Annotated in this window: 17 protein-coding genes; 11 read left to right on the top strand and 6 right to left on the bottom strand. The window is 67.6% G+C overall.

The window, feature by feature from the left end:
* Window positions 1-3 precede the first annotated feature (3 nt).
* Window positions 4-1,398: a flagellar filament capping protein FliD gene (gene fliD / locus FS845_RS26125; protein WP_144641516.1), complete on the bottom strand. Its 1,395-nt coding sequence runs from the start codon at window positions 1,396-1,398 to the stop codon at window positions 4-6.
* A gap of 163 nt (window positions 1,399-1,561) precedes the next feature.
* Window positions 1,562-1,945, bottom strand: coding sequence for a flagellar protein FlaG (locus tag FS845_RS26120; protein ID WP_144641513.1), 384 nt, complete (start codon window positions 1,943-1,945; stop codon window positions 1,562-1,564).
* A gap of 214 nt (window positions 1,946-2,159) precedes the next feature.
* Here FS845_RS26120 and folC point away from each other — a divergent pair, with 214 nt between their 5' ends.
* The 4 genes from folC (at window position 2,160) to purF (ending at window position 6,458) form a co-directional block, all read left to right on the top strand.
* Window positions 2,160-3,467, top strand: a complete 1,308-nt coding sequence (folC, locus tag FS845_RS26115) for a bifunctional tetrahydrofolate synthase/dihydrofolate synthase (protein ID WP_144641510.1) — start codon at window positions 2,160-2,162, stop codon at window positions 3,465-3,467.
* A 61-nt stretch (window positions 3,468-3,528) separates the two neighbouring features.
* On the top strand, window positions 3,529-4,422 hold the full coding sequence (locus FS845_RS26110; RefSeq protein WP_144641507.1) for an SPOR domain-containing protein: 894 nt from the start codon (window positions 3,529-3,531) through the stop codon (window positions 4,420-4,422).
* On the top strand, window positions 4,419-4,907 hold the full coding sequence (locus FS845_RS26105) for a CvpA family protein (RefSeq protein WP_144641504.1): 489 nt from the start codon (window positions 4,419-4,421) through the stop codon (window positions 4,905-4,907). Before FS845_RS26110 ends, FS845_RS26105 begins: the two co-directional genes overlap by 4 nt.
* Window positions 4,908-4,934: 27 nt before the next feature.
* Window positions 4,935-6,458 carry an amidophosphoribosyltransferase gene (gene purF, locus FS845_RS26100; RefSeq protein ID WP_144641501.1) on the top strand — a complete coding sequence of 508 codons (1,524 nt, stop codon included), beginning with the start codon at window positions 4,935-4,937 and terminating at the stop codon, window positions 6,456-6,458.
* 278 nt (window positions 6,459-6,736) lie between these two features.
* On the opposite strand, the gene FS845_RS26095 is transcribed toward purF, so the two are convergent.
* From FS845_RS26095 to map, 4 genes are all read right to left on the bottom strand, one after another.
* A complete protein-coding gene (locus tag FS845_RS26095) occupies window positions 6,737-7,210 on the bottom strand; it encodes a disulfide bond formation protein B (RefSeq protein WP_144641498.1) in 474 nt (157 codons plus the stop codon).
* A gap of 146 nt (window positions 7,211-7,356) precedes the next feature.
* Window positions 7,357-8,070: a MarC family protein gene (locus FS845_RS26090; RefSeq protein WP_144641495.1), complete on the bottom strand. Its 714-nt coding sequence runs from the start codon at window positions 8,068-8,070 to the stop codon at window positions 7,357-7,359.
* 214 nt (window positions 8,071-8,284) lie between these two features.
* Window positions 8,285-10,888 (bottom strand): [protein-PII] uridylyltransferase, encoded by a 2,604-nt coding sequence (locus FS845_RS26085; protein ID WP_144641492.1) that lies wholly within the window; start codon window positions 10,886-10,888, stop codon window positions 8,285-8,287.
* A 25-nt stretch (window positions 10,889-10,913) separates the two neighbouring features.
* Complete coding sequence (gene map / locus FS845_RS26080) at window positions 10,914-11,735, bottom strand: type I methionyl aminopeptidase (RefSeq protein ID WP_144641489.1); 822 nt, start codon at window positions 11,733-11,735, stop codon at window positions 10,914-10,916.
* Window positions 11,736-12,050: 315 nt separating this feature from the next.
* Here map and rpsB point away from each other — a divergent pair, with 315 nt between their 5' ends.
* The 7 genes from rpsB (at window position 12,051) to FS845_RS26045 (ending at window position 18,178) form a co-directional block, all read left to right on the top strand.
* Window positions 12,051-12,800 carry a 30S ribosomal protein S2 gene (gene rpsB, locus FS845_RS26075; RefSeq protein WP_144641486.1) on the top strand — a complete coding sequence of 250 codons (750 nt, stop codon included), beginning with the start codon at window positions 12,051-12,053 and terminating at the stop codon, window positions 12,798-12,800.
* Between the two features lie 223 nt (window positions 12,801-13,023).
* A complete protein-coding gene (gene tsf / locus FS845_RS26070) occupies window positions 13,024-13,899 on the top strand; it encodes a translation elongation factor Ts (protein WP_144641483.1) in 876 nt (291 codons plus the stop codon).
* A 102-nt stretch (window positions 13,900-14,001) separates the two neighbouring features.
* On the top strand, window positions 14,002-14,718 hold the full coding sequence (pyrH, locus tag FS845_RS26065; protein ID WP_066409287.1) for a UMP kinase: 717 nt from the start codon (window positions 14,002-14,004) through the stop codon (window positions 14,716-14,718).
* Between the two features lie 25 nt (window positions 14,719-14,743).
* On the top strand, window positions 14,744-15,304 hold the full coding sequence (frr, locus tag FS845_RS26060) for a ribosome recycling factor (RefSeq protein WP_144641480.1): 561 nt from the start codon (window positions 14,744-14,746) through the stop codon (window positions 15,302-15,304).
* A gap of 12 nt (window positions 15,305-15,316) precedes the next feature.
* A complete protein-coding gene (gene uppS / locus FS845_RS26055) occupies window positions 15,317-16,081 on the top strand; it encodes a polyprenyl diphosphate synthase (RefSeq protein ID WP_144641477.1) in 765 nt (254 codons plus the stop codon).
* A gap of 13 nt (window positions 16,082-16,094) precedes the next feature.
* Entirely contained in the window at window positions 16,095-16,952 is an 858-nt protein-coding gene (locus FS845_RS26050) for a phosphatidate cytidylyltransferase (protein WP_144641474.1), read from the top strand.
* Between the two features lie 23 nt (window positions 16,953-16,975).
* Window positions 16,976-18,178, top strand: coding sequence for a 1-deoxy-D-xylulose-5-phosphate reductoisomerase (locus tag FS845_RS26045; RefSeq protein ID WP_144641471.1), 1,203 nt, complete (start codon window positions 16,976-16,978; stop codon window positions 18,176-18,178).
* The last annotated feature ends 61 nt before the right edge of the window (window positions 18,179-18,239 follow it).

Below are 18,239 nucleotides of genomic sequence, written 5' to 3'. Positions count from 1 at the left end.
GGATTACGACGTCGATTTGGACAGGGAAGCGAATTGCTGGGTGAGGTAGCTGCTGGTGCTGTTCATCTGGGCCACCATGACGCTCAGGGCGACGAATCGGGCACGCATGTTGTCCAGTTCGGCGTCCATCCGGGCTTCGGTGTTGTCATGCTGCTCCTTCAGCGAATCCACGGTCTCTTTCAAGCCGTCCTGGCGGTTCTTGATAGAGCCATTGGAGCCGAGGATGGTGTCGGTGGCCTTGGTGATGGAAGCCGCCAGGCCGTTGGGGCCGGCCAGCACGCGCGCCACGTCGGCGGGGTTGCTGGCCAGGGCCTTGTTGAGCTTGACCGAATCGACCGCCAGCGTGCCCGCCACGCCCGCGACCTTGTCGGGGTTGCTGGTGATGCCCAGCGCGCCCAGCGTCTGGATGGCGCCTTCGCCGCTTGCCACCTGCAGGGCGCCTGCCAGGCTGGTCTGGATACTGCGGGCGGTGCCGTCGCCGGTCAGCGGGTTCTGCGTCTCGGCGTCCACATCGAAGGAGGTCAGGCTGTACAGCGTGGTCTGCAGCGAGTTGTAGGCGTTGACGAACTTCTTTACGGCGTCGGTGATGGCGGTCGGATCGGACGTGATCGTGACGGTGGCCTTGTCGTTGACCTCCGCGTCGGGCGCGATGGTGAACGTCACGCCGTCCACGGCATCGCTGATGCTGTTGGAGGCGCTTTTGACCGCGACGCCGTTGATGGTGACGTTCGCGTCCCTGGCAGCCTGGGTCTGGTTCAGGTTGCCGCCGGGGGTGGCGGCGTCGTAGTCCAGCAGGGACGCCAGGTCGCCGCTGTTGCCGGTGACCGTGATCTTGGCGATGGCGTTCTTCTCGCCCGTCTCCTTGCTGGTCAGCATGAGATAAGAGCCGTTTTCGCCATCGTTGATGATGGTGGCGTGCACGCCGGCCTTGTCGTTGGCGTTGATGGCCTTGGCCACGGCATCCATCGACGTGTCGGTGAGGTTGATCGTGCTTTTCTCACCGTTCTCCAGCTCGATCTCGATGGTGCCGCCGGTACCGTGGGCGACAGTGCGATCGATCGGCGTGCTGGATTGCAGGCGTTGCGCGGTGGCGACTTGATTGACGGTGATCGAATATTGGCCCGGCGTGGCGCCGGACGCGGTGGAGACCGTGACGCTGTCGCCGGAGACGGAGCTTTTGACGGCATTCAGCGTGTCGACATTGGCCAAGGCCTTGGCGGCGTCCAGCACGGACTGGACGCTGCTCTGCAGCTGGCTGAACGACGAAACTTTTACCTCATAGCTCTTCTGGCGCGTGGTGATCGCGTCCAGGGTGGTCTGGTTGGCGGCATCCAGTTGCTTGAGGATAGTCTCCAGCTCCAGCGACGTACCGGCACCCAGCGAGGTAATGGTGGCCATGAAAAACTCCTTGCTAGCAATAGAATTCTGTCAAAAAACCGTCCAACCTATTGGCCGGGAAACGGCATAACGTTGGGCTATTTCAAAAAACTTGATTTAAACGCACCATTTTGGTGCGTTCGCCTGGCATATTCCGTGGCGTATTCCTGGGATCCGGCACCGGTCAGGCCGAGGTTTCCACCGCGTTGCCCTGCAGCTTCACGATCATCTTCGCGATGCGCAGCACGGCATCCGAGGGGATGGTGCGCACGACGTCGCCGCTCTTGGAATCGACCACCGACACGACCACGCGGTTGATGTCCGGATCGATCTCGAACTGGAGCTGGGTGGCCCAGGCCTTCATCTGCTCGTTGATGTCGTCCAGCGCCTTCTCGATGGTCTGCGGCTGCTGCGAGGGGTCGGAGGCCGCGTCGCGGGCGCCGTTGCCGTCGGTGGCGCCGGCCGCGGGAGTGACGGCCACGGCGGAATCGACCACGATGGGAGCGATCGGGGCCGCGGCTTGTGCCACGGGAGCCGAGACGGCAGGATGAAGCGGACTTACGGCCATGATGTTTTAGCTCCGGCGAGGTAGGGGCGCGTTCGATGTCAGCAAATCTCGATGGCATAACGGCATGCCGGGCCTCGAACTTTAGGTGCGGCGAACGGTCTGTCCGCAAGGGGCGGACGCGGTCGCCGGCCGACCCCGCCCGCAGCACGGACATGCGGGTAAACGCGGACGCGACTGGTACACTTCCGCGTGTTTCATTTTCGTGTCGCCGCTCATGACGCTTTCGCGCCCCGATGCCGCCACGCCGCTGGCCGGCTGGCTGCAATACCTGGAATCCCTGCATGCCCAGACCATCGAGCTGGGACTGGAGCGGGTCGGCGCCGTCGCGCAGCGGCTGGGCATCCAGCTGGACGCCGTCAAGTTCGTGGTCGGGGGCACCAACGGCAAGGGTTCGACCTGTGCGATGCTCGAGGCCATCCTGCTGGCGGCTGGCTACAAGGTCGGGCTGTACACCTCGCCGCACCTGATCGACTTCAACGAACGCGCCCGCATCAACGGTGAGATCGCATCCGATGCCGCCTTCGTCGAACAGTTCCAGGCGGTCGAGGCCGCGCGCGGCGACATCAGCCTGACATATTTCGAGTTCACCACGCTGGCCGTGCTGCGCATGTTCTCGCAGGCCGGGCTGGACGCCGTCGTGCTCGAGGTCGGCCTGGGCGGGCGGCTGGACGCCGTCAATCTGGTCGACGCCGACTGCGCGGTCGTCACCAGCGTCGATCTCGACCACATGGATTACCTGGGCGACACGCGCGAGAAGATCGGCTTCGAGAAGGCCCACATCTTCCGCGCGGGCCGTCCCGCGATCTGTAGCGACCCCGTGCCGCCGCAATCGCTGCTCGACTACGCGGCGGCCATCGGCGCAGACCTGTGGCTGTTCACGCGCGATTTCAATTATTCGGGAGACCGGCAGCAATGGGCCTACGGCGGCCGGGAACAGCGCCGCGCCGCGCTGGCATACCCGGCGCTGCGCGGGGCCAATCAGCTGCTCAACGCGTCGGCCGCGCTGGCCGCGCTGGAATCGGTGCGCGATCGCCTGCCGGTGCCGCAACAGGCCGTGCGCATCGGGTTGCTGCAGGCCTCGCTGCCGGGCCGCTTCCAGATCCTGCCCGGCCAGCCGCTGGTCATCCTGGACGTGGCGCACAATCCGCACGCGGCGGCGGTGCTTGCGCAGAACCTCGACAACATGGGGTTCCATCCGTATACGCATGCGGTGTTCGGCATGCTGTCCGACAAGGACATCGCCGGCGTGGTCGCCAAGATCGGCACGCGCATCGATCATTGGTATTGCGCGGGCCTGCCCGGTCCGCGCGGGCTGGCGCCGCAGGCGCTGGCCGAGCAGGTGCGGGCCGCCTTGCCGCCTGCGCCCGCCGCGGCCGAAGGGCCCACGGTGCAGGCCTGCGCCGACCCTGCGGCGGCCTATGCCGCGGCGCGGGCCGCGGCAGGCGAGGGTGATAGAATTCTCGTGTTCGGGTCCTTCCTCACCGTGGCCGGCGTCTTGCAGGCGCTGGGTCGTCGTGGATAGGGCGTCGAACGGGGCGCAGACAGGCTGGATGCTCCATCCGGCCGCCAGGGGTTGATCTCGAATGGGATTGTTCACACGCAAAAATTCCGCCGCCGACACGGGTTCGTCGCGGCCGCGTCCATCCGTCACCAGCGAGGCCCAGGCGGCCGAACTGCGGGCTCGCGCCAGGCGCCGCCTGGCCGGCGCCGTCGTGCTGGTGCTGGCCGCCGTCATCGTGCTGCCCATGGTGCTCGACTCCGAGCCCGTGCCGGTGGCCGACGACATCCCCATCCGCATTCCCGACCGCGACACGCCGTTCCAGCCGCAGGTCAGCGAGCCCCAGGCGCAATCGGGCCTGGCGGGCCAACCGCCTGCCAGCGGCGCCGCGCCTGCCGATGCGGCTTCGGGCCAGAGCGGGCAGGCACAGGCGCCCGCCGTGCAGCCGGGCACCGCCACAGCGGCCGGCCAGCAGCCGCCGACCCCGCCCGTGCCCGGCCAGCTGGCCGACAACACGGTGCCGGTGACGACACATCCCGCCACGCCGCCCAAGCCCGCCGAGACCAAGCCTGCCGAGACCCGCCCCGTGCAGAACAAGCCCGTCGAGGCCAAGCCCGAGACGCCGGCCAAGCCGCCCACCAACAGCACGCGCACCGACGACGGCGCGCGCGCCCTGGCGCTGCTCGAAGGCCGTCCGGCGCCCGCCCAGCAGCCGGCGCCCGCGGCCAAGCCGGCGCAGCAGTCCGGCAATTTCGTGCTGCAGATCGCCTCGTACGGCGCGCAGGCCGACGCCCAGTCGCGCCGCACGCAACTGCACCAGGCCGGCATCACCAACGCATTCGTCGAGCAGGCCAGCATCAACGGCAAGCAGCAGTACCGCCTGCGCGTCGGGCCGTTCCCGTCGCGTGAAGCGGCCCAGGCGGCCCAGGCGCGCTTGCGCACGCTGGGCTACGACAACGGTTTCATCGCCGCGCAGTGACCGGTTTCGATTTCGTCGTTCTGGCCATCCTGGCGGTGTCCGGCGTGCTCGGACTGGTCCGGGGCCTGCTGAAGGAACTGCTGTCGCTGATCGCCTACCTGGCGGCATTCGCCGCGGCCATCTGGTGGGGGCCTACCGTCTACGGCTGGCTCGAGCCCTATATCGAGACCACGCTGCTGCGCATGGCCGTTTCCTATGCCGTGGTCTTCATCGTGGTGCTGCTGGGGGTCGGGTTGGTCAACATGACGCTGTCGGCGCTGATCCGCACCACCGGGCTGGGCCCGGCGGACCACGGGCTGGGCGCCATGTTCGGATTGGCGCGCGGGTTGCTGATCATCGTGGTTCTGGTGGCAGCGGCGGGCTATACGCCGCTGCCCAAGGAACCCTGGTGGGAAGGCGCCATGTTTTCGCATTCGGCGGTCGAGGCCGTCAAACATATCAAGTCATGGCTGCCGCCGTCGCTGGCGGAGTACCTGCCGTACTGATATCCGCTTTACTTAACAGGAACTACCATGTGTGGAATCGTCGGGGTCATCGGGCGCGGGCCGGTCAACCAGCTGCTCTATGACAGCCTGTTGCTGCTGCAGCACCGCGGCCAGGACGCCGCGGGCATCGCAACGTCCAGCGGCAATACCTTCAACATGTTCAAGGCCCATGGCCTGGTGCGTGACGTGTTCCGCACCCGCAACATGCGCGCGCTGCCGGGCACCACGGGCGTGGGGCAGGTGCGCTATCCCACGGCGGGCTCCAGCGCCAGCGAGGAAGAGGCCCAGCCCTTCTACGTGAACGCCCCGTTCGGCATCATGTTCGCCCACAACGGCAACCTGACCAACTGGCGCGAACTGCGCGAGTCGCTCTACCGCGTCGACCGCCGCCACATCAACACCAATTCCGACTCCGAAGTGCTGTTGAACGTGCTGGCGCACGAGCTGCAGTCGGCCGCCAATGGCGTGTCTCTGGACGACGACGCCATGTTCCGCGCGGTCGCCGCGGTGCACAAGCGCGTGCGCGGCGCCTACGCCGTGGTCGCGCAGATCTCGGGCTACGGCCTGCTGGCCTTCCGCGATCCGCACGGCATCCGCCCGCTGTGCATCGGCCGCCAGGAAACCGACGAGGGCGTCGAATGGATGGTGGCGTCCGAATCCGTGGCGCTGGAAGGCAGCGGCTTCAGCTTCGTGCGCGACGTCGAGCCCGGCGAAGCCGTGTTCATCGACCTGGACGGCCGCCTGGTCAGCCGCCAGTGCGCCGACAATCCCCAGCTGGTGCCCTGCATTTTCGAATACGTGTACTTTGCTCGTCCCGATTCGCTGATGGACGGCGTGTCGGTCTACAGCGCGCGCCTGCGCATGGGCGAATACCTGGCCGACAAGCTGGCGCGCAACATGCGCCTGGGCGACATCGACGTGGTCATGCCCATTCCCGATTCCTCACGCCCGGCCGCCATGCAGCTTGCGGCGCGCCTGAACCTGGACTACCGCGAAGGGCTGATCAAGAACCGCTACGTCGGCCGCACTTTCATCATGCCGGGCCAGGCGGTGCGCCGTAAATCGGTGCGCCAGAAGCTCAACACCATCGGCGAAGAGTTCAAGGGCAAGAACGTGCTGCTGGTCGACGACTCGATCGTGCGCGGCACCACCAGCCGCGAGATCGTCGAGATGGCCCGCGCCGCTGGCGCCAACAAGGTTTACTTCGCCTCGGCCGCGCCGCCGGTGCGCTATCCCAACGTGTACGGCATCGACATGCCCACGCAGCACGAGCTGATCGCCACGGGCCGCAGCGACGCCGAGATCGCGCAGGCCATCGGCGCCGACGCGCTGGTCTACCAGGATCTGGAAGACATGCAGCAGGCCGTGCGCGACATCAATCCCGCGCTGTCGCGCTTCGAGGCTTCCTGCTTCGACGGCCAGTACATCACCGGCGACATCACCGCCGAGTACCTGGCCCGCCTGAGCCAGTCGCGCGAGGGCAGCTCGGGCGACGAGGAACGCAGCGGCGGCCTGCAGTTCAACATGGGCTACGCAGCCAACGACCAGTAGTGACTGCGGGCCGGCGGCGCATGCCTGCGGCATTGCGTCCGCCGGGCATGCCGACGCGGTCTGGCATGTCGGCATCGGGCGGCCTTGGCCGCCCGATGCGCTTCCGGGGCCGCGCATCGGGCCCATTCGGGGCTACGTATCGGCCCACGTATCGGGCCCATGCACGAGGGCGGAATCGCGCGCGCCGTCAGGCTGCGCACGCGGGCACGCAGCCTCGCGCAACGGGCTTACGCTATGCAACAAGCCCCGCATCAAGCCAATGCATCAGCCTCAGTGCATCAGGCCCGGCGCAGCAGCGCGATCAGCGACGCCAACAGCAGCACGGCAAACAGCGCCAGGCTCCACAGCGCGTACTCCAGCCCCAGCACTTCCACCGAGGCGTCCATGCAGGTGGCGAAGATGCCGAACAGCCACGGCACGGCGCCGTCCAGGCCCGTGGATACCATGAAGCGGTCGGCGAAGGTTTGATCGCACGACAGCATCTTGGCGGCCACCGTGTACTGGTACCAGGCGGCCACGATGCCCCCGGCAGACAGCACGGCCGTCAGAACGCCGGCGATGCGGGTGGCCACGGCGCCGCCCACCGCGCCCAGCAGGGCCACGATGCCGATCGCCAGGTAGATCAGGCGCTGGAACACGCACCAGGCGCAAGGCGCGAAGTCGTAGACGTGCTGCGAGACGAGCGCGACGGCGATGGCGGCGAAACTCAGGAAACTGATCAGAAGCAACAGGCTCTTGCGGGAGGAGGGCATGGCGGTGGTGGTCAAGGGTTGAACGGCAAGCTTGGCGAGCAGGCGCGGGAGTGCGGCGCATCCGACCGGGCCAGGTCGGGCCGGCCGCGTTCGGTCGGATGTATCCGGTCGAACCGGACTGGCCCCACCGCGTGCCCACGCCACGCTTAGGTCGGCGGCGCGGCAATTGGTTGCATGGATTGGCGCATCAATTCCAGCAGCAGCTCGCGCGAACCGTCCCAGAAGATCTGCACGCCCAGGCACAGCAGGATGAATGCCGACAGGCGCATGAACACCGCGGTGCCATTCTCGCCCAGCCGGTGCAGCATCTGCGCGGCGAAGCGCAGGCATACGTAAAGCGCCAGCGACACCACGACCAGGCCCGGCAGCGAGCCGGCCAGCCGCACCGCGCTGAGCAGCGGATTGTGGTCGCGCAGCGAGGCGCCCACCGTGATCGCGGCCGCGATCGTGCCGGGGCCGCAGCTGATGGGGAAGGTGAGGGGGTAGAAGGCCCGCGAGCGCGCCATTTCCGGGGTGAACGATTCGGCCATGCGCGCCACGCGGCTGGTATCGGCGTCGGGCGAGTTCACCAGGCGCCAGGCGCTGTGCATGACGAGGATGCCGCCGCCCACGCGGACAATGGCCAGCGAAATGCCGAAGAACGTCAGCAGCAGGTTGCCGGCGACCATGGCGATGGTCATCATCAGCATCACGTTGATCGCCACGCGCTTGGACAGGTTGGCGCGTGTCTGTGCCGACGCGCCCTCGGTCAGCGTCCAGAAAATGGGCGCGACGGCGGGCGGGTTCAGGAAGGGCAGCAGCGTGGCCAGCGCGAAAAGGAAGCTGCGGCCGAAGACGAGCAGATATTCGTTGTACGGCATGCCGGCTGGCCCAGAAGAGAATAGGTGGGGCGATTTTATGCGGGATCGGATGCCGCGCAGGCCTCGGCAGGGCACCTTCGTGCTCCGCGCTCCAACATTCGCCCTATGGGCGGCTCCGCACTCCGGTATTCGCCCTTGGGAGCGGCCCGGCGGGGGCAGATGAACCTTCGTGCTCCGCACTCCGGTATTCGCCCTTGGGAGCGGCCCGGCGGGCTCAGGCCGCGGCCTGCTGCTGCGCCTCGTCGCCCGCCAGCGCGCGGAGCACGGCCCGCTCGAACTGCATCTGCGTGCGCGGCCGTTCCAGCGCCGCGCCCGAAATGATGAACACGTCTTCCACGCGGTCGCCCAGCGTCATGATCTTGGCCATGATGAGGCTGACCTCGTTGTCTGCGAACACGCGTCCCAGCGCGTGCAGCAGGCCCGGACGGTCGGTGGCGGTGACCGACAGGCGCCACGAGCGGCTGCCCTCGTCGGGGTCCAGCTGCGCCTGCGGCATGACCGGGAACAGCCTGGACAGCCGAGATTGGCGCGAGCGGTAGTGCCGCACGGGCGGCAACTGCGACACTTCCTCGCGCCGCAGGCTCAGGCGCTCGGCGAGTTCGTGCTCCACCAGCGGCGCCAGCGCGCGCAGGTCGGACTGGCCTTCGGGCGGCAGCACGATGTAGCTGTCCAGCGCCCAGCCGTGCCGCGTGGTGTGCACGCGGGCGTCCTGCACGCTGAGCGACTTGGCGTCGAAATAGCTGCACGTGTTGACGAACAGGTCAGGCACGTCGGGCGTGTAGACCATGATCTGCAGGCCTTCGCCTTGCTCGGTGGGACGCGCGCGCACCACGGGCCGGTCGGGCGCCACCTGGTAGTACAGGTGGCGGGTGTGCCAGGCGATCTCGGAAGCGTCGTGGCGCAGGAAATAGGCCACGTCCAGCTGGCGCCAGAAAGCCTCGCGCGCATCGTCGCGCAGGCCGGCCAGGCGGGTCAGGGCGGCGGCCTCTTCCTTGCGCTGCGACAGCACGGTGTGCGCGTCCGGATGCGTGCCGCCCAAGGCCGCCAGGGTGAGACGGTACAGGTCTTCCAGCAGCTTGCCCTTCCAGGCGTTCCAGACCTTGGGACTGGTGCCGCGGATGTCGGCCACGGTAAGCAGGTACAGCGCGGTCAGGTGGCGCTCGTCGCCGACCTTGGCGGCGAACTCCTGCACCACGGCGGGATCGCTGAGGTCGCGCTTCTGCGCCACGGCCGACATGAGCAGGTGCTGGCGCACCAGGAACTCGGCCAGCTCGGCGTCCGCCGGATCCAGGCCGTGCTCGTGCGCGAAGCGGCGCACCTCGCGCGCGCCCAGTTCCGAATGGTCGCCGCCGCGGCCCTTGGCGATGTCGTGGAACAGCGCCGCCACGTACAGGACCCAGTGGCGGTCCAGGCTGGCGATCAGCTGGCTGGCGAAGGGGTACTCCTGTGCGTGCTCCGGCATGGTGAAGCGACGCAGGTTGCGCACCACGGCCAGGGTGTGCTGGTCGACGGTATAGACGTGGAACAGGTCGTGCTGCATCTGCCCGACGATGCGTCGGAACACCGGCAGGTAGCGCGGCAGGATGTTCAGCATGGTCATGCGGCGCAGTTCGTGCACGATGCCGCGCGGCTGCTGCAGGATCTGCAGGAACAGCCGGCGGTTGACCGGATTGCGGCGGAACTGCGCATCGATGCGGTGGCGCGAGTGCCAGATGGCGCGCATGGTGCGCGCCGACATGCCGTTCAGTTCGGGTTGCTGCTGCATCACCAGGAAGGCGCGCAGCAGCAGGGTGGGATTGCGTTCGAAGCAGTCGTCGCGGACGATGTCCAGCCTGTCGTGCAGGTTGCGGAAATCCTCGTCGATCTGACGGGCGTCGTCTTCGGGGCGCGGAAACAGCCGCTCTTCGATGTTCTGCACCAGGATCACGTTGAGCTGCGTCACCAGGCGCGCGGCCCAGTAATAGCGCTGCATCAGCAGTTCGCTGGCGCGCCGGGTGGCGGTGGCCTGGATGCCGTAGACCTCGGCCAGGCCGGGCTGCAGGTCGAACAGCACGCGGTCCTCGCGGCGGCCGGTCAGCAGGTGCAGTTCGATGCGCAGGCGCTTGAAGGCCTGTTCGGCGCGGCGCAGGTCGCGCGCCTCGGTGGGCGTGAGCAGGCCGGCCTGCGCCACCTCGCGCCAGGTGCCGCCGACGTCGGCCGCGCGCGCCATCCACAGGATGACCTGCAGGTCGCGCAGGCCGCCGGGGGACTCTTTGCAGTTCGGTTCGAGCGAGTAGGGCGAGTCGCGGTGGCGCGCATGGCGCTGCTGCATCTCGACCCGCTTGGCCTGGAAGAAGGCGCGGGCATCGAGCCGCGCGTGCATGGCCTGCTCGAAGCGCTTCATCAGCGAGCGGCTGCCGGCCAGCCAGCGCGATTCCAGCAGCGCGGTCTCGACCGTGATGTCGGCCTGGGCCTCCTGTTCGCATTCCTCGATGGTGCGCACGCTGTGGCCGGGCTCCAGGCCCAGGTCCCACAGCGCGGCCACCAGTTGCTCGATGGCGCCTTCGTCCTGCGGGCCCGGCGCCTGCGGCAGCAGGATCAGCAGGTCGACGTCGGAGTGCGGATAGAGCTCGCCGCGGCCATAGCCGCCCACGGCCGCCATCGTGGCGCCCGCCGGCAGCGGGCACAGCCGCACCAGCTCGCGCAGAGCCTGGTCAACGATGCGGCGCAGCTCGGCCAGCAGCGGATCGGGGCGGCGGTGTTCGCGGAACTCGGCGATGGCCGCAGCGCGGGCCGCCTGCAGGCGCGTCTTCAGCGGGGTCAGGTCGATGGGATCCATGCGGGCGGCGTGGCGGTGGCGCAGGTCAGAGGGCGGGAATGCCGACGGGCTCGGTGATGAAGGCGGGCGGGGCGGGCATGCCGGGAGAGACGGTCAGCACCTCGTAGCCGGTGTCGGTGACGCACACGGCGTGCTCCCACTGGGCCGACAGGCTGTGGTCGCGCGTGACCACGGTCCAGCCGTCGGACAGCTGGCGGATCTCGCGCCGGCCGGCGTTGATCATCGGCTCGATGGTGAACAGCATGCCGGTGACCAGGCGCACGCCCGTGCCGGGCTTGCCGTAATGCAGCACCTGCGGGTCTTCGTGGAAGCGGCGGCCGATGCCGTGGCCGCAGAACTCGCGCACCACGGAGAAGCCGTTGGATTCGGCGTGCTTCTGGATGGCCGAGCCCACGTCGCCCAGCGTGGCGCCGTTGCGCACCTGCTGGATGCCCTTCCACATGCACTCGAAGGTGATGTCGGCCAAGCGGCGCGACAGGATGGAGGGTTCGCCCACGTGGTACATGCGGCTGGTGTCGCCGAACCAGCCATCCTTGATGATGGTGACGTCGATGTTCAGCGAGTCGCCGTTCTTAAGCACCTTGTCGCCCGGGATGCCGTGGCAGATCTGGTGGTTGACAGACGTACAGATGGCGCCGGGGAAGGGCGGATAGCCAGGCGGCGCATAGCCTACCGTAGCGGACTTCACCTTCAGTTCGTCGGTCAGGTATTCCAGGCACAGGCGGTCGAGTTCGCCCGTGGTAATGCCCGGCTTGACGTACGGGGTGATGAAGTCGAGGATCTTGGCGGCATCCTGGCAGGCGGCGCGCATCTTGGCCAGGTCGGCCGGATCGGTTATGAGTCCCATGTATCTCTTGATCGGCTCTCCTCGCGGGTTTGTGCGCCGCGACTTGAGCAGTTGCTTGGAAAGATAGTAGAATTATAGGCTTTCCCGAATTTTCGGGCAGGCTCGGTACTAAGGTAAAAACACACCTCCGTGCTAGGGACGGGTTTGATACGCCGTTCTTGCTAGGGGTTTTTACTCAGTGTACGAAAAATCGCGCGTCGTGCCGCAAAGGGTCCGGAGCGGTGGGCAGGGCAAGAGGCTTCCTTTTCCGAAGCTGCCTTGAATCCATCCACTGGTACTGGCATTGGCGCAAGACCCAACCCTTGGAGATTTTATATGTCCCTCATGCGTGAAATGCTCGAAGCCGGCGTCCACTTCGGCCACCAGACCCGTTACTGGAACCCGAAGATGGCTCCCTACATCTTCGGCCATCGTAACAAGATCCACATCGTCAACCTGGAAAAGACGGTCGAGAAGTACCAGGACGCCACCAAGTTCGTGAAGCAGCTGGCTGCCCGCGGCGGCAACATCCTGTTCGTCGGTACCAAGCGCGCCGCTCGCGAGCTGGTCGCCGCCGAAGCCGCCCGTTGCGGCATGCCCTACGTCGACGCCCGCTGGCTGGGCGGCATGCTGACCAACTTCAAGACGGTCAAGACCTCGATCAAGCGCCTGAAGGACATGGAAGTCGTCGTCGCCGAAGGCGGCGCCGAGCGCATGATCAAGAAGGAAGGCCTGCTGTTCCAACGCGAACTGGACAAGCTGAACAAGTCGATCGGCGGCATCAAGGACATGAACGGCCTGCCCGACGCCCTGTTCGTCATCGACGTGGGCTACCACAAGATCGCCGTCGCCGAAGCCCGCGTGCTGGGCATCCCGGTGGTCGCCGTGGTGGACACCAACCACTCGCCCGACGGCATCGACTACATCATCCCCGGCAACGATGACTCGGCCAAGGCCATCGCGCTGTACGCCAAGGGCATCGCCGACGCCGTTCTGGAAGGCCGCGAACAGAACATCAACGGTCTGGTCGAAGAACTCGGCGAAGGCCAGGAAGAGTTCGTGGAAGTCCAGGAAAACCAGGGCTGAAGCCGCTGGCAGGCCTGGGACGAGGCACAGTCGCCCGCCCATGAGCCTGTAACCTCCGGCGGCTAGGATGGGGCGGGGCAACCCGCCCGCCGTCCGGCCGCCGTGCCCGTGGCGCACGGATTGCGCCCGTCCGCCGCAATGCCGGCGGGTCCGTCCGTTGCGTAACATCCATACCCTTGCCCCGGTCCTCCGGGGCATGTCTTAGCGAAATTTGGAGCAAACCATGGCTGAAATTACCGCCGCGCTGGTCAAAGAGCTGCGCGAAAAGACCGACGCCCCCATGATGGAGTGCAAGAAGGCCCTGACGGAAGCCGAAGGCGATCTGGCTCGCGCCGAGGAACTGCTGCGCGTCAAGCTGGGTAACAAGGCCAGCAAGGCTGCCTCCCGCGTCACCGCCGAGGGCCTGATCGGCCTGTTCATCAGCGCCGACGCCAAGAAGGGCGCCGTGCTGGAAGTCAACTGCGAAACCGACTTCGTGGCCAAGAACGACGACTTCGTCGCCTTCGTCAACAAGCTGGCCGAGCTGGTCGCCACGCAGAACCCGGCCGACGTGGCCGCGCTGTCGGCCCTGCCGTTCGGTGAAGGCACCGTCGACACCACCCGCACCGCCCTGATCGGCAAGATCGGCGAAAACATCTCGATCCGCCGCTTCGAGCGCATCGAGACGCCGAACGCGCTGGCCAGCTACGTGCACGGCGGCCGCATCGGCGTGCTGGTCGAGTACTCGGGCGCCGACGAAGTGGGCAAGGACCTGGCCATGCACATCGCGGCCACCAAGCCCAAGGCGCTGGACGCCAGCGGCGTCGCCGCCGAGGATATCGCCACCGAGCGTTCGGTCGCCGAGCAGAAGGCCGCCGAGTCTGGCAAGCCTGCCGAGATCGTCGCCAAGATGGTCGAAGGTTCGGTCCAGAAGTTCCTGAAGGAAGTCACGCTGCTGTCCCAGCCGTTCGTCAAGAACGACAAGCAGAGCGTGGAACAGATGCTCAAGGAAAAGAGCGCTACCATCAGCAAGTTCGTGCTGTACGTGGTGGGCGAGGGCATCGAGAAGAAGACGACCGACTTCGCCGCCGAAGTCGCCGCCGCCGCAGCCGCCCGCTAAGGGGCCGCACGGGCCGGTGCCCAGGAGCCGCCAGCGCGGTTGCCGGGCCCGGCCCGTTTCTTGTCATACACTTTCGTCGGATCGTTCTTCGGGATATCGCCTATGAGCAGCAGATCATACAAACGGGTTCTTCTCAAACTTTCTGGCGAAGCGCTGATGGGCGAGGATGCGTTCGGCATCAATCGCAGCACCATCATCCGCATGACCGAGGAGATCGCCGAGGTTGCGGCCTCCGGCGTCGAACTGGCCATCGTCATCGGTGGGGGCAACATCTTCCGTGGCGTCGCGCCCGGTGCGCAGGGCATGGACCGCGCCACCGCCGACTACATGGGCATGATGGCCACCATCATGAACGCCCTGGCGCTGCAGGACGCGCTGAAGCACCGCGGTGTCGACACCCGCGTGCAATCGGCCCTGAACATCGACCAGGTCGTCGAGCCCTACATCCGTCCCAAGGCCCTGCGCTACCTCGAAGAGGGCAGGGTGGTGATCTTCGCCGCCGGCACGGGCAACCCGTTCTTCACCACCGACACGGCCGCCGCGTTGCGCGGCGCCGAGATCGGCGCCGAGATCGTGCTGAAGGCCACCAAGGTGGACGGCATCTACAGCGCGGATCCCAACAAGGATCCCACCGCCACCCGTTATTCGCGCATCAGTTTCGACGAGGCCATCGTGCGTCGTCTGGAAGTCATGGACGCCACGGCCTTCGCGCTGTGCCGTGACCAGAAACTGCCCATCAAGGTGTTTTCGATCAATAAATCGGGGGCGCTCAAGCGCGCCATCGGTGGCGAGGACGAAGGCACCCTGGTCCACGTCTAAGTCCAAGCAAGCAAGGAAAAAGACCATGAGCGTCGCAGATACCCGCAAGTCCGCAGAAACCAGGATGACGAAGTCCCTGGAAACCCTGAAGACGAACCTGGCCAAGATCCGCACCGGCCGCGCGCACACCGGCATCCTGGATCACGTGCAGGTCGAATACTACGGTTCGCCCGTGCCCGTGGGCCAGGTGGCCAACGTCAACCTGGTCGACGCGCGCACCATCAGCGTGCAGCCGTACGAGAAGAACATGGCCGGCCCCATCGAGAAGGCCATCCGCGAGTCCGACCTGGGCCTGAACCCGGTCGCGCTGGGCGACAGCATCCGCGTGCCGATGCCCGCCCTGACCGAAGAGCGCCGCCGCGACCTGACCAAGGTGGTCAAGAGCGAAGGCGAGGACGCCAAGGTGGCCGTGCGCAACCTGCGCCGCGAAGCCAACGAAACCCTGAAGAAGCTGGTCAAGGACAAGACCATCTCCGAGGACGACGAGCGCCGCGGCCAGGACGACGTGCAGAAGCTGACGGACCGTTTCGTCGCCGACATCGACAAGATGGTCGCGCAGAAAGAAGCCGAGATCATGACGGTCTGAGGCCGTCCGCCCATGGCCATCAGTTCCACCCAGGCGGTTCCCGAGACCGGCGCGATCCCCAAGCACGTCGCCATCATCATGGATGGCAACGGCCGCTGGGCCACGCGCCGGCACCTGCCGCGTACCGCTGGCCACGCCAAGGGCGTGCAGGCGGTGCGCCGCGTGGTCGAGCAGTGCGGCCGCGCCGGGGTGCGCTACCTGACGCTGTTCGCCTTCAGTTCCGAGAACTGGCGGCGGCCCGCCGACGAGGTGTCGCTGCTGATGCGCCTGTTCGTGCAGGCGCTCGAACGCGAGGTCGACAAGCTGCAGGAGCAGGGCGTGCGCCTGCGCGTGGTGGGCGACCTGTCGCCCTTCGAGCCGCGCCTGCGCGACCTGATCGATGCCGCCCAGGCTCGCACCGCGCACAACGACCGCCTGCACCTTTCCATCGCCGCCAACTACGGCGGCCGCTGGGACGTGCTGCAGGCCACGCGCGCCATGCTGGCGGCGCGTCCCGAGCTGGCGGCCGATCCGCAGCGCATCGAGGAGGCCGAACTGGCCTCGCACCTGTCGATGGCCTGGGCGCCCGAGCCCGACCTGTTCATCCGCACGGGCGGCGAACAGCGCATTTCCAATTTTCTGATCTGGCAGCTCGCCTACACCGAGCTGTATTTCACCGACTTGTACTGGCCGGATTTCGGCGCGGATTCTCTGGAGGCGGCCTTCGAGTGGTACCGCACCCGCGAGCGCCGTTTCGGCCGAACCAGCGCCCAACTGCGCGACGACGCCCCACGTTGAAAGGAGCCCGCCCATGCTAGGCCAGCGCATCCTGACCGCCATCGTGCTGCTGGCCATCCTGGCCGGCGCGCTCGCTTCCGATCAACCCATGTGGTTCCTGGCGCTGCTGGCGCTGGCCAGCGCCTGCGCGGCGTGGGAGTGGCTGCGCCTGACGCTGCCCGCGGACCTGCCGCGCGCCACCGGGCCCGCCACCGCCATCCTGCTGTTCGTGGTGATGCTGGGCACGGCGGGCCTGTGGGCGCAGGGCGGCGATCTCGCCCTGCCGCTGCAGCGCTTCGTCTCGGCCGTGCTCGCGCCGGCCGCCAGCCTGGTGTGGCTGCTGGGCGCCTCGGTCGCCGTCGTGAAAGGGCGCGCCGACGCGCCGCCCGGCAGCGTGGGCTGGTCGCTGTTCGCGCCGTTGGCGCTGGTCACCGGCTGGGCCGTGCTGGCCCTGATGTACCTGGCCTATGGCGGCGTATTCGTGGTGTCGCTGCTGGCGCTGGTCTGGGTGGCAGACATCGCCGCCTATTTCGCAGGGCGCGCGCTGGGCAGGCACAAGCTGGCGCCGCGCGTCAGCCCCGGCAAGACCATCGAGGGCGCCATCGCCGGCGTGGCCGGCGCCGTCATCTGGATCCTGCTGTCCTCGCTGTGGCAGGGCACCTTCGGCGCCCTGCTGGTCGAGCGCTGGACCGTCTGGGGCGCCATCCCGCTGGCCGCGCTGCTGGGCATGATCGCCATCATGGGCGACCTGTTCGAATCGCTGCTCAAGCGCCGCGCCGGCCGCAAGGATTCCAGCTCGCTGTTGCCGGGCCACGGCGGCGTCTACGATCGTATCGACGCCATCATTCCCGTCATGCCGGTCGCGCTGCTGCTGTCCGGCGTCATGTCTTGAGGCTGCCGCAGGCAGGGGTTTCAGTGAACGCTATGCAACGCGTGGTCGTGCTGGGTTCGACCGGCTCGATCGGGGTCAGCACCCTGGATGTCATCGCCCGCCATCCCGAGCGGATGTCGGTGTATGCGCTGTCGGCGCACAGCCGCATGGAACAGCTGGCCGAGCAGGCCGCCGCCAGCCGCGCCGCCGTGGTGGTGGTGCCCGACGACGCCGCGCGCGGCCGTTTCCTGGCCGCATGGCGGGGGGCAGGGCGGCCGCCCGAGATTCGCGTCGGCGCCCAGGCGCTGGCCGACACCGCCGCGGATGCGGGCTGCGACACCGTGATGGCCGCCATCGTCGGCGCCGCGGGACTGCCCTCGGCCCTGGCCGCCGCGCGTGCCGGCAAGCGCGTGCTGCTGGCCAACAAAGAGGCGCTGGTGGCCGCCGGCCCGCTGTTCATGCAGGCCGTGCGCGAAAGCGGCGCCGAACTGCTGCCCATCGACAGCGAACACAACGCCATCTTCCAGTGCCTGCCGCACGGCGCGCGCGCCAGCGCCCCGACCGAGCCCGCGGCCGGCGTGCGCCGGCTGCTGCTGACCGCCTCGGGGGGGCCGTTCCGCCGCGCCGATCCGGCCGACCTCGAGGCCGTCACGCCCGAGCAGGCCTGTGCCCATCCCAACTGGAGCATGGGACGCAAGATTTCGGTGGATTCGGCCACCATGCTCAACAAGGGCCTGGAAGTCATCGAGGCGCACTGGCTGTTCGCCATGCCGCCCGATCGCATCGAGGTGGTGGTGCATCCGCAGAGCGTCATCCACTCCATGGTCGAGTACGAGGACGGCTCGGTGCTGGCCCAGCTGGGCCAGCCCGACATGCGCACGCCCATCGCCTATGCGCTGGGCTTCCCGGACCGCATCGCCAGCGGCGTGCCCGGCGCGCTGGACCTGGCCCGCCTGGGCCGCCTGGATTTCGAGGCGCCGGACTTCGAGCGCTTCCCGTGCCTGCGCCTGTCCTTCGACGCCCTGCGCGCCGGGCAGGCGGCCAGCGTGGCCCTGAACGCGGCCAACGAGGTCGCGGTGCAGGCCTTCCTGGAAGGCCGCCTGCCCTATACCTGGATCGCGCGGGTGATCGCGGCGGCCCTCGAGTGGCAGGCAGGCCGATCATCTGTTACCCTCGGCAGCCTGGGCGACGTGCTCGCCCTGGATGCCGAAGTCCGCGCCTATGCGGGGAACCTGGCGGTGGCGTAAGGGGGCTTTCTGCCCGCGCCCACCGGTTTCGAATCCTCGGTCCCGGATACTCCTTCGGAAG

Origin of the sequence: Bordetella genomosp. 13 (assembly GCF_007679965.1) — a bacterium.
Lineage (GTDB): Bacteria > Pseudomonadota > Gammaproteobacteria > Burkholderiales > Burkholderiaceae_B > Bordetella.
Note: the sequence above shows the minus strand (reverse complement) of the source record. Positions and strands in the feature narration are given on the sequence as shown.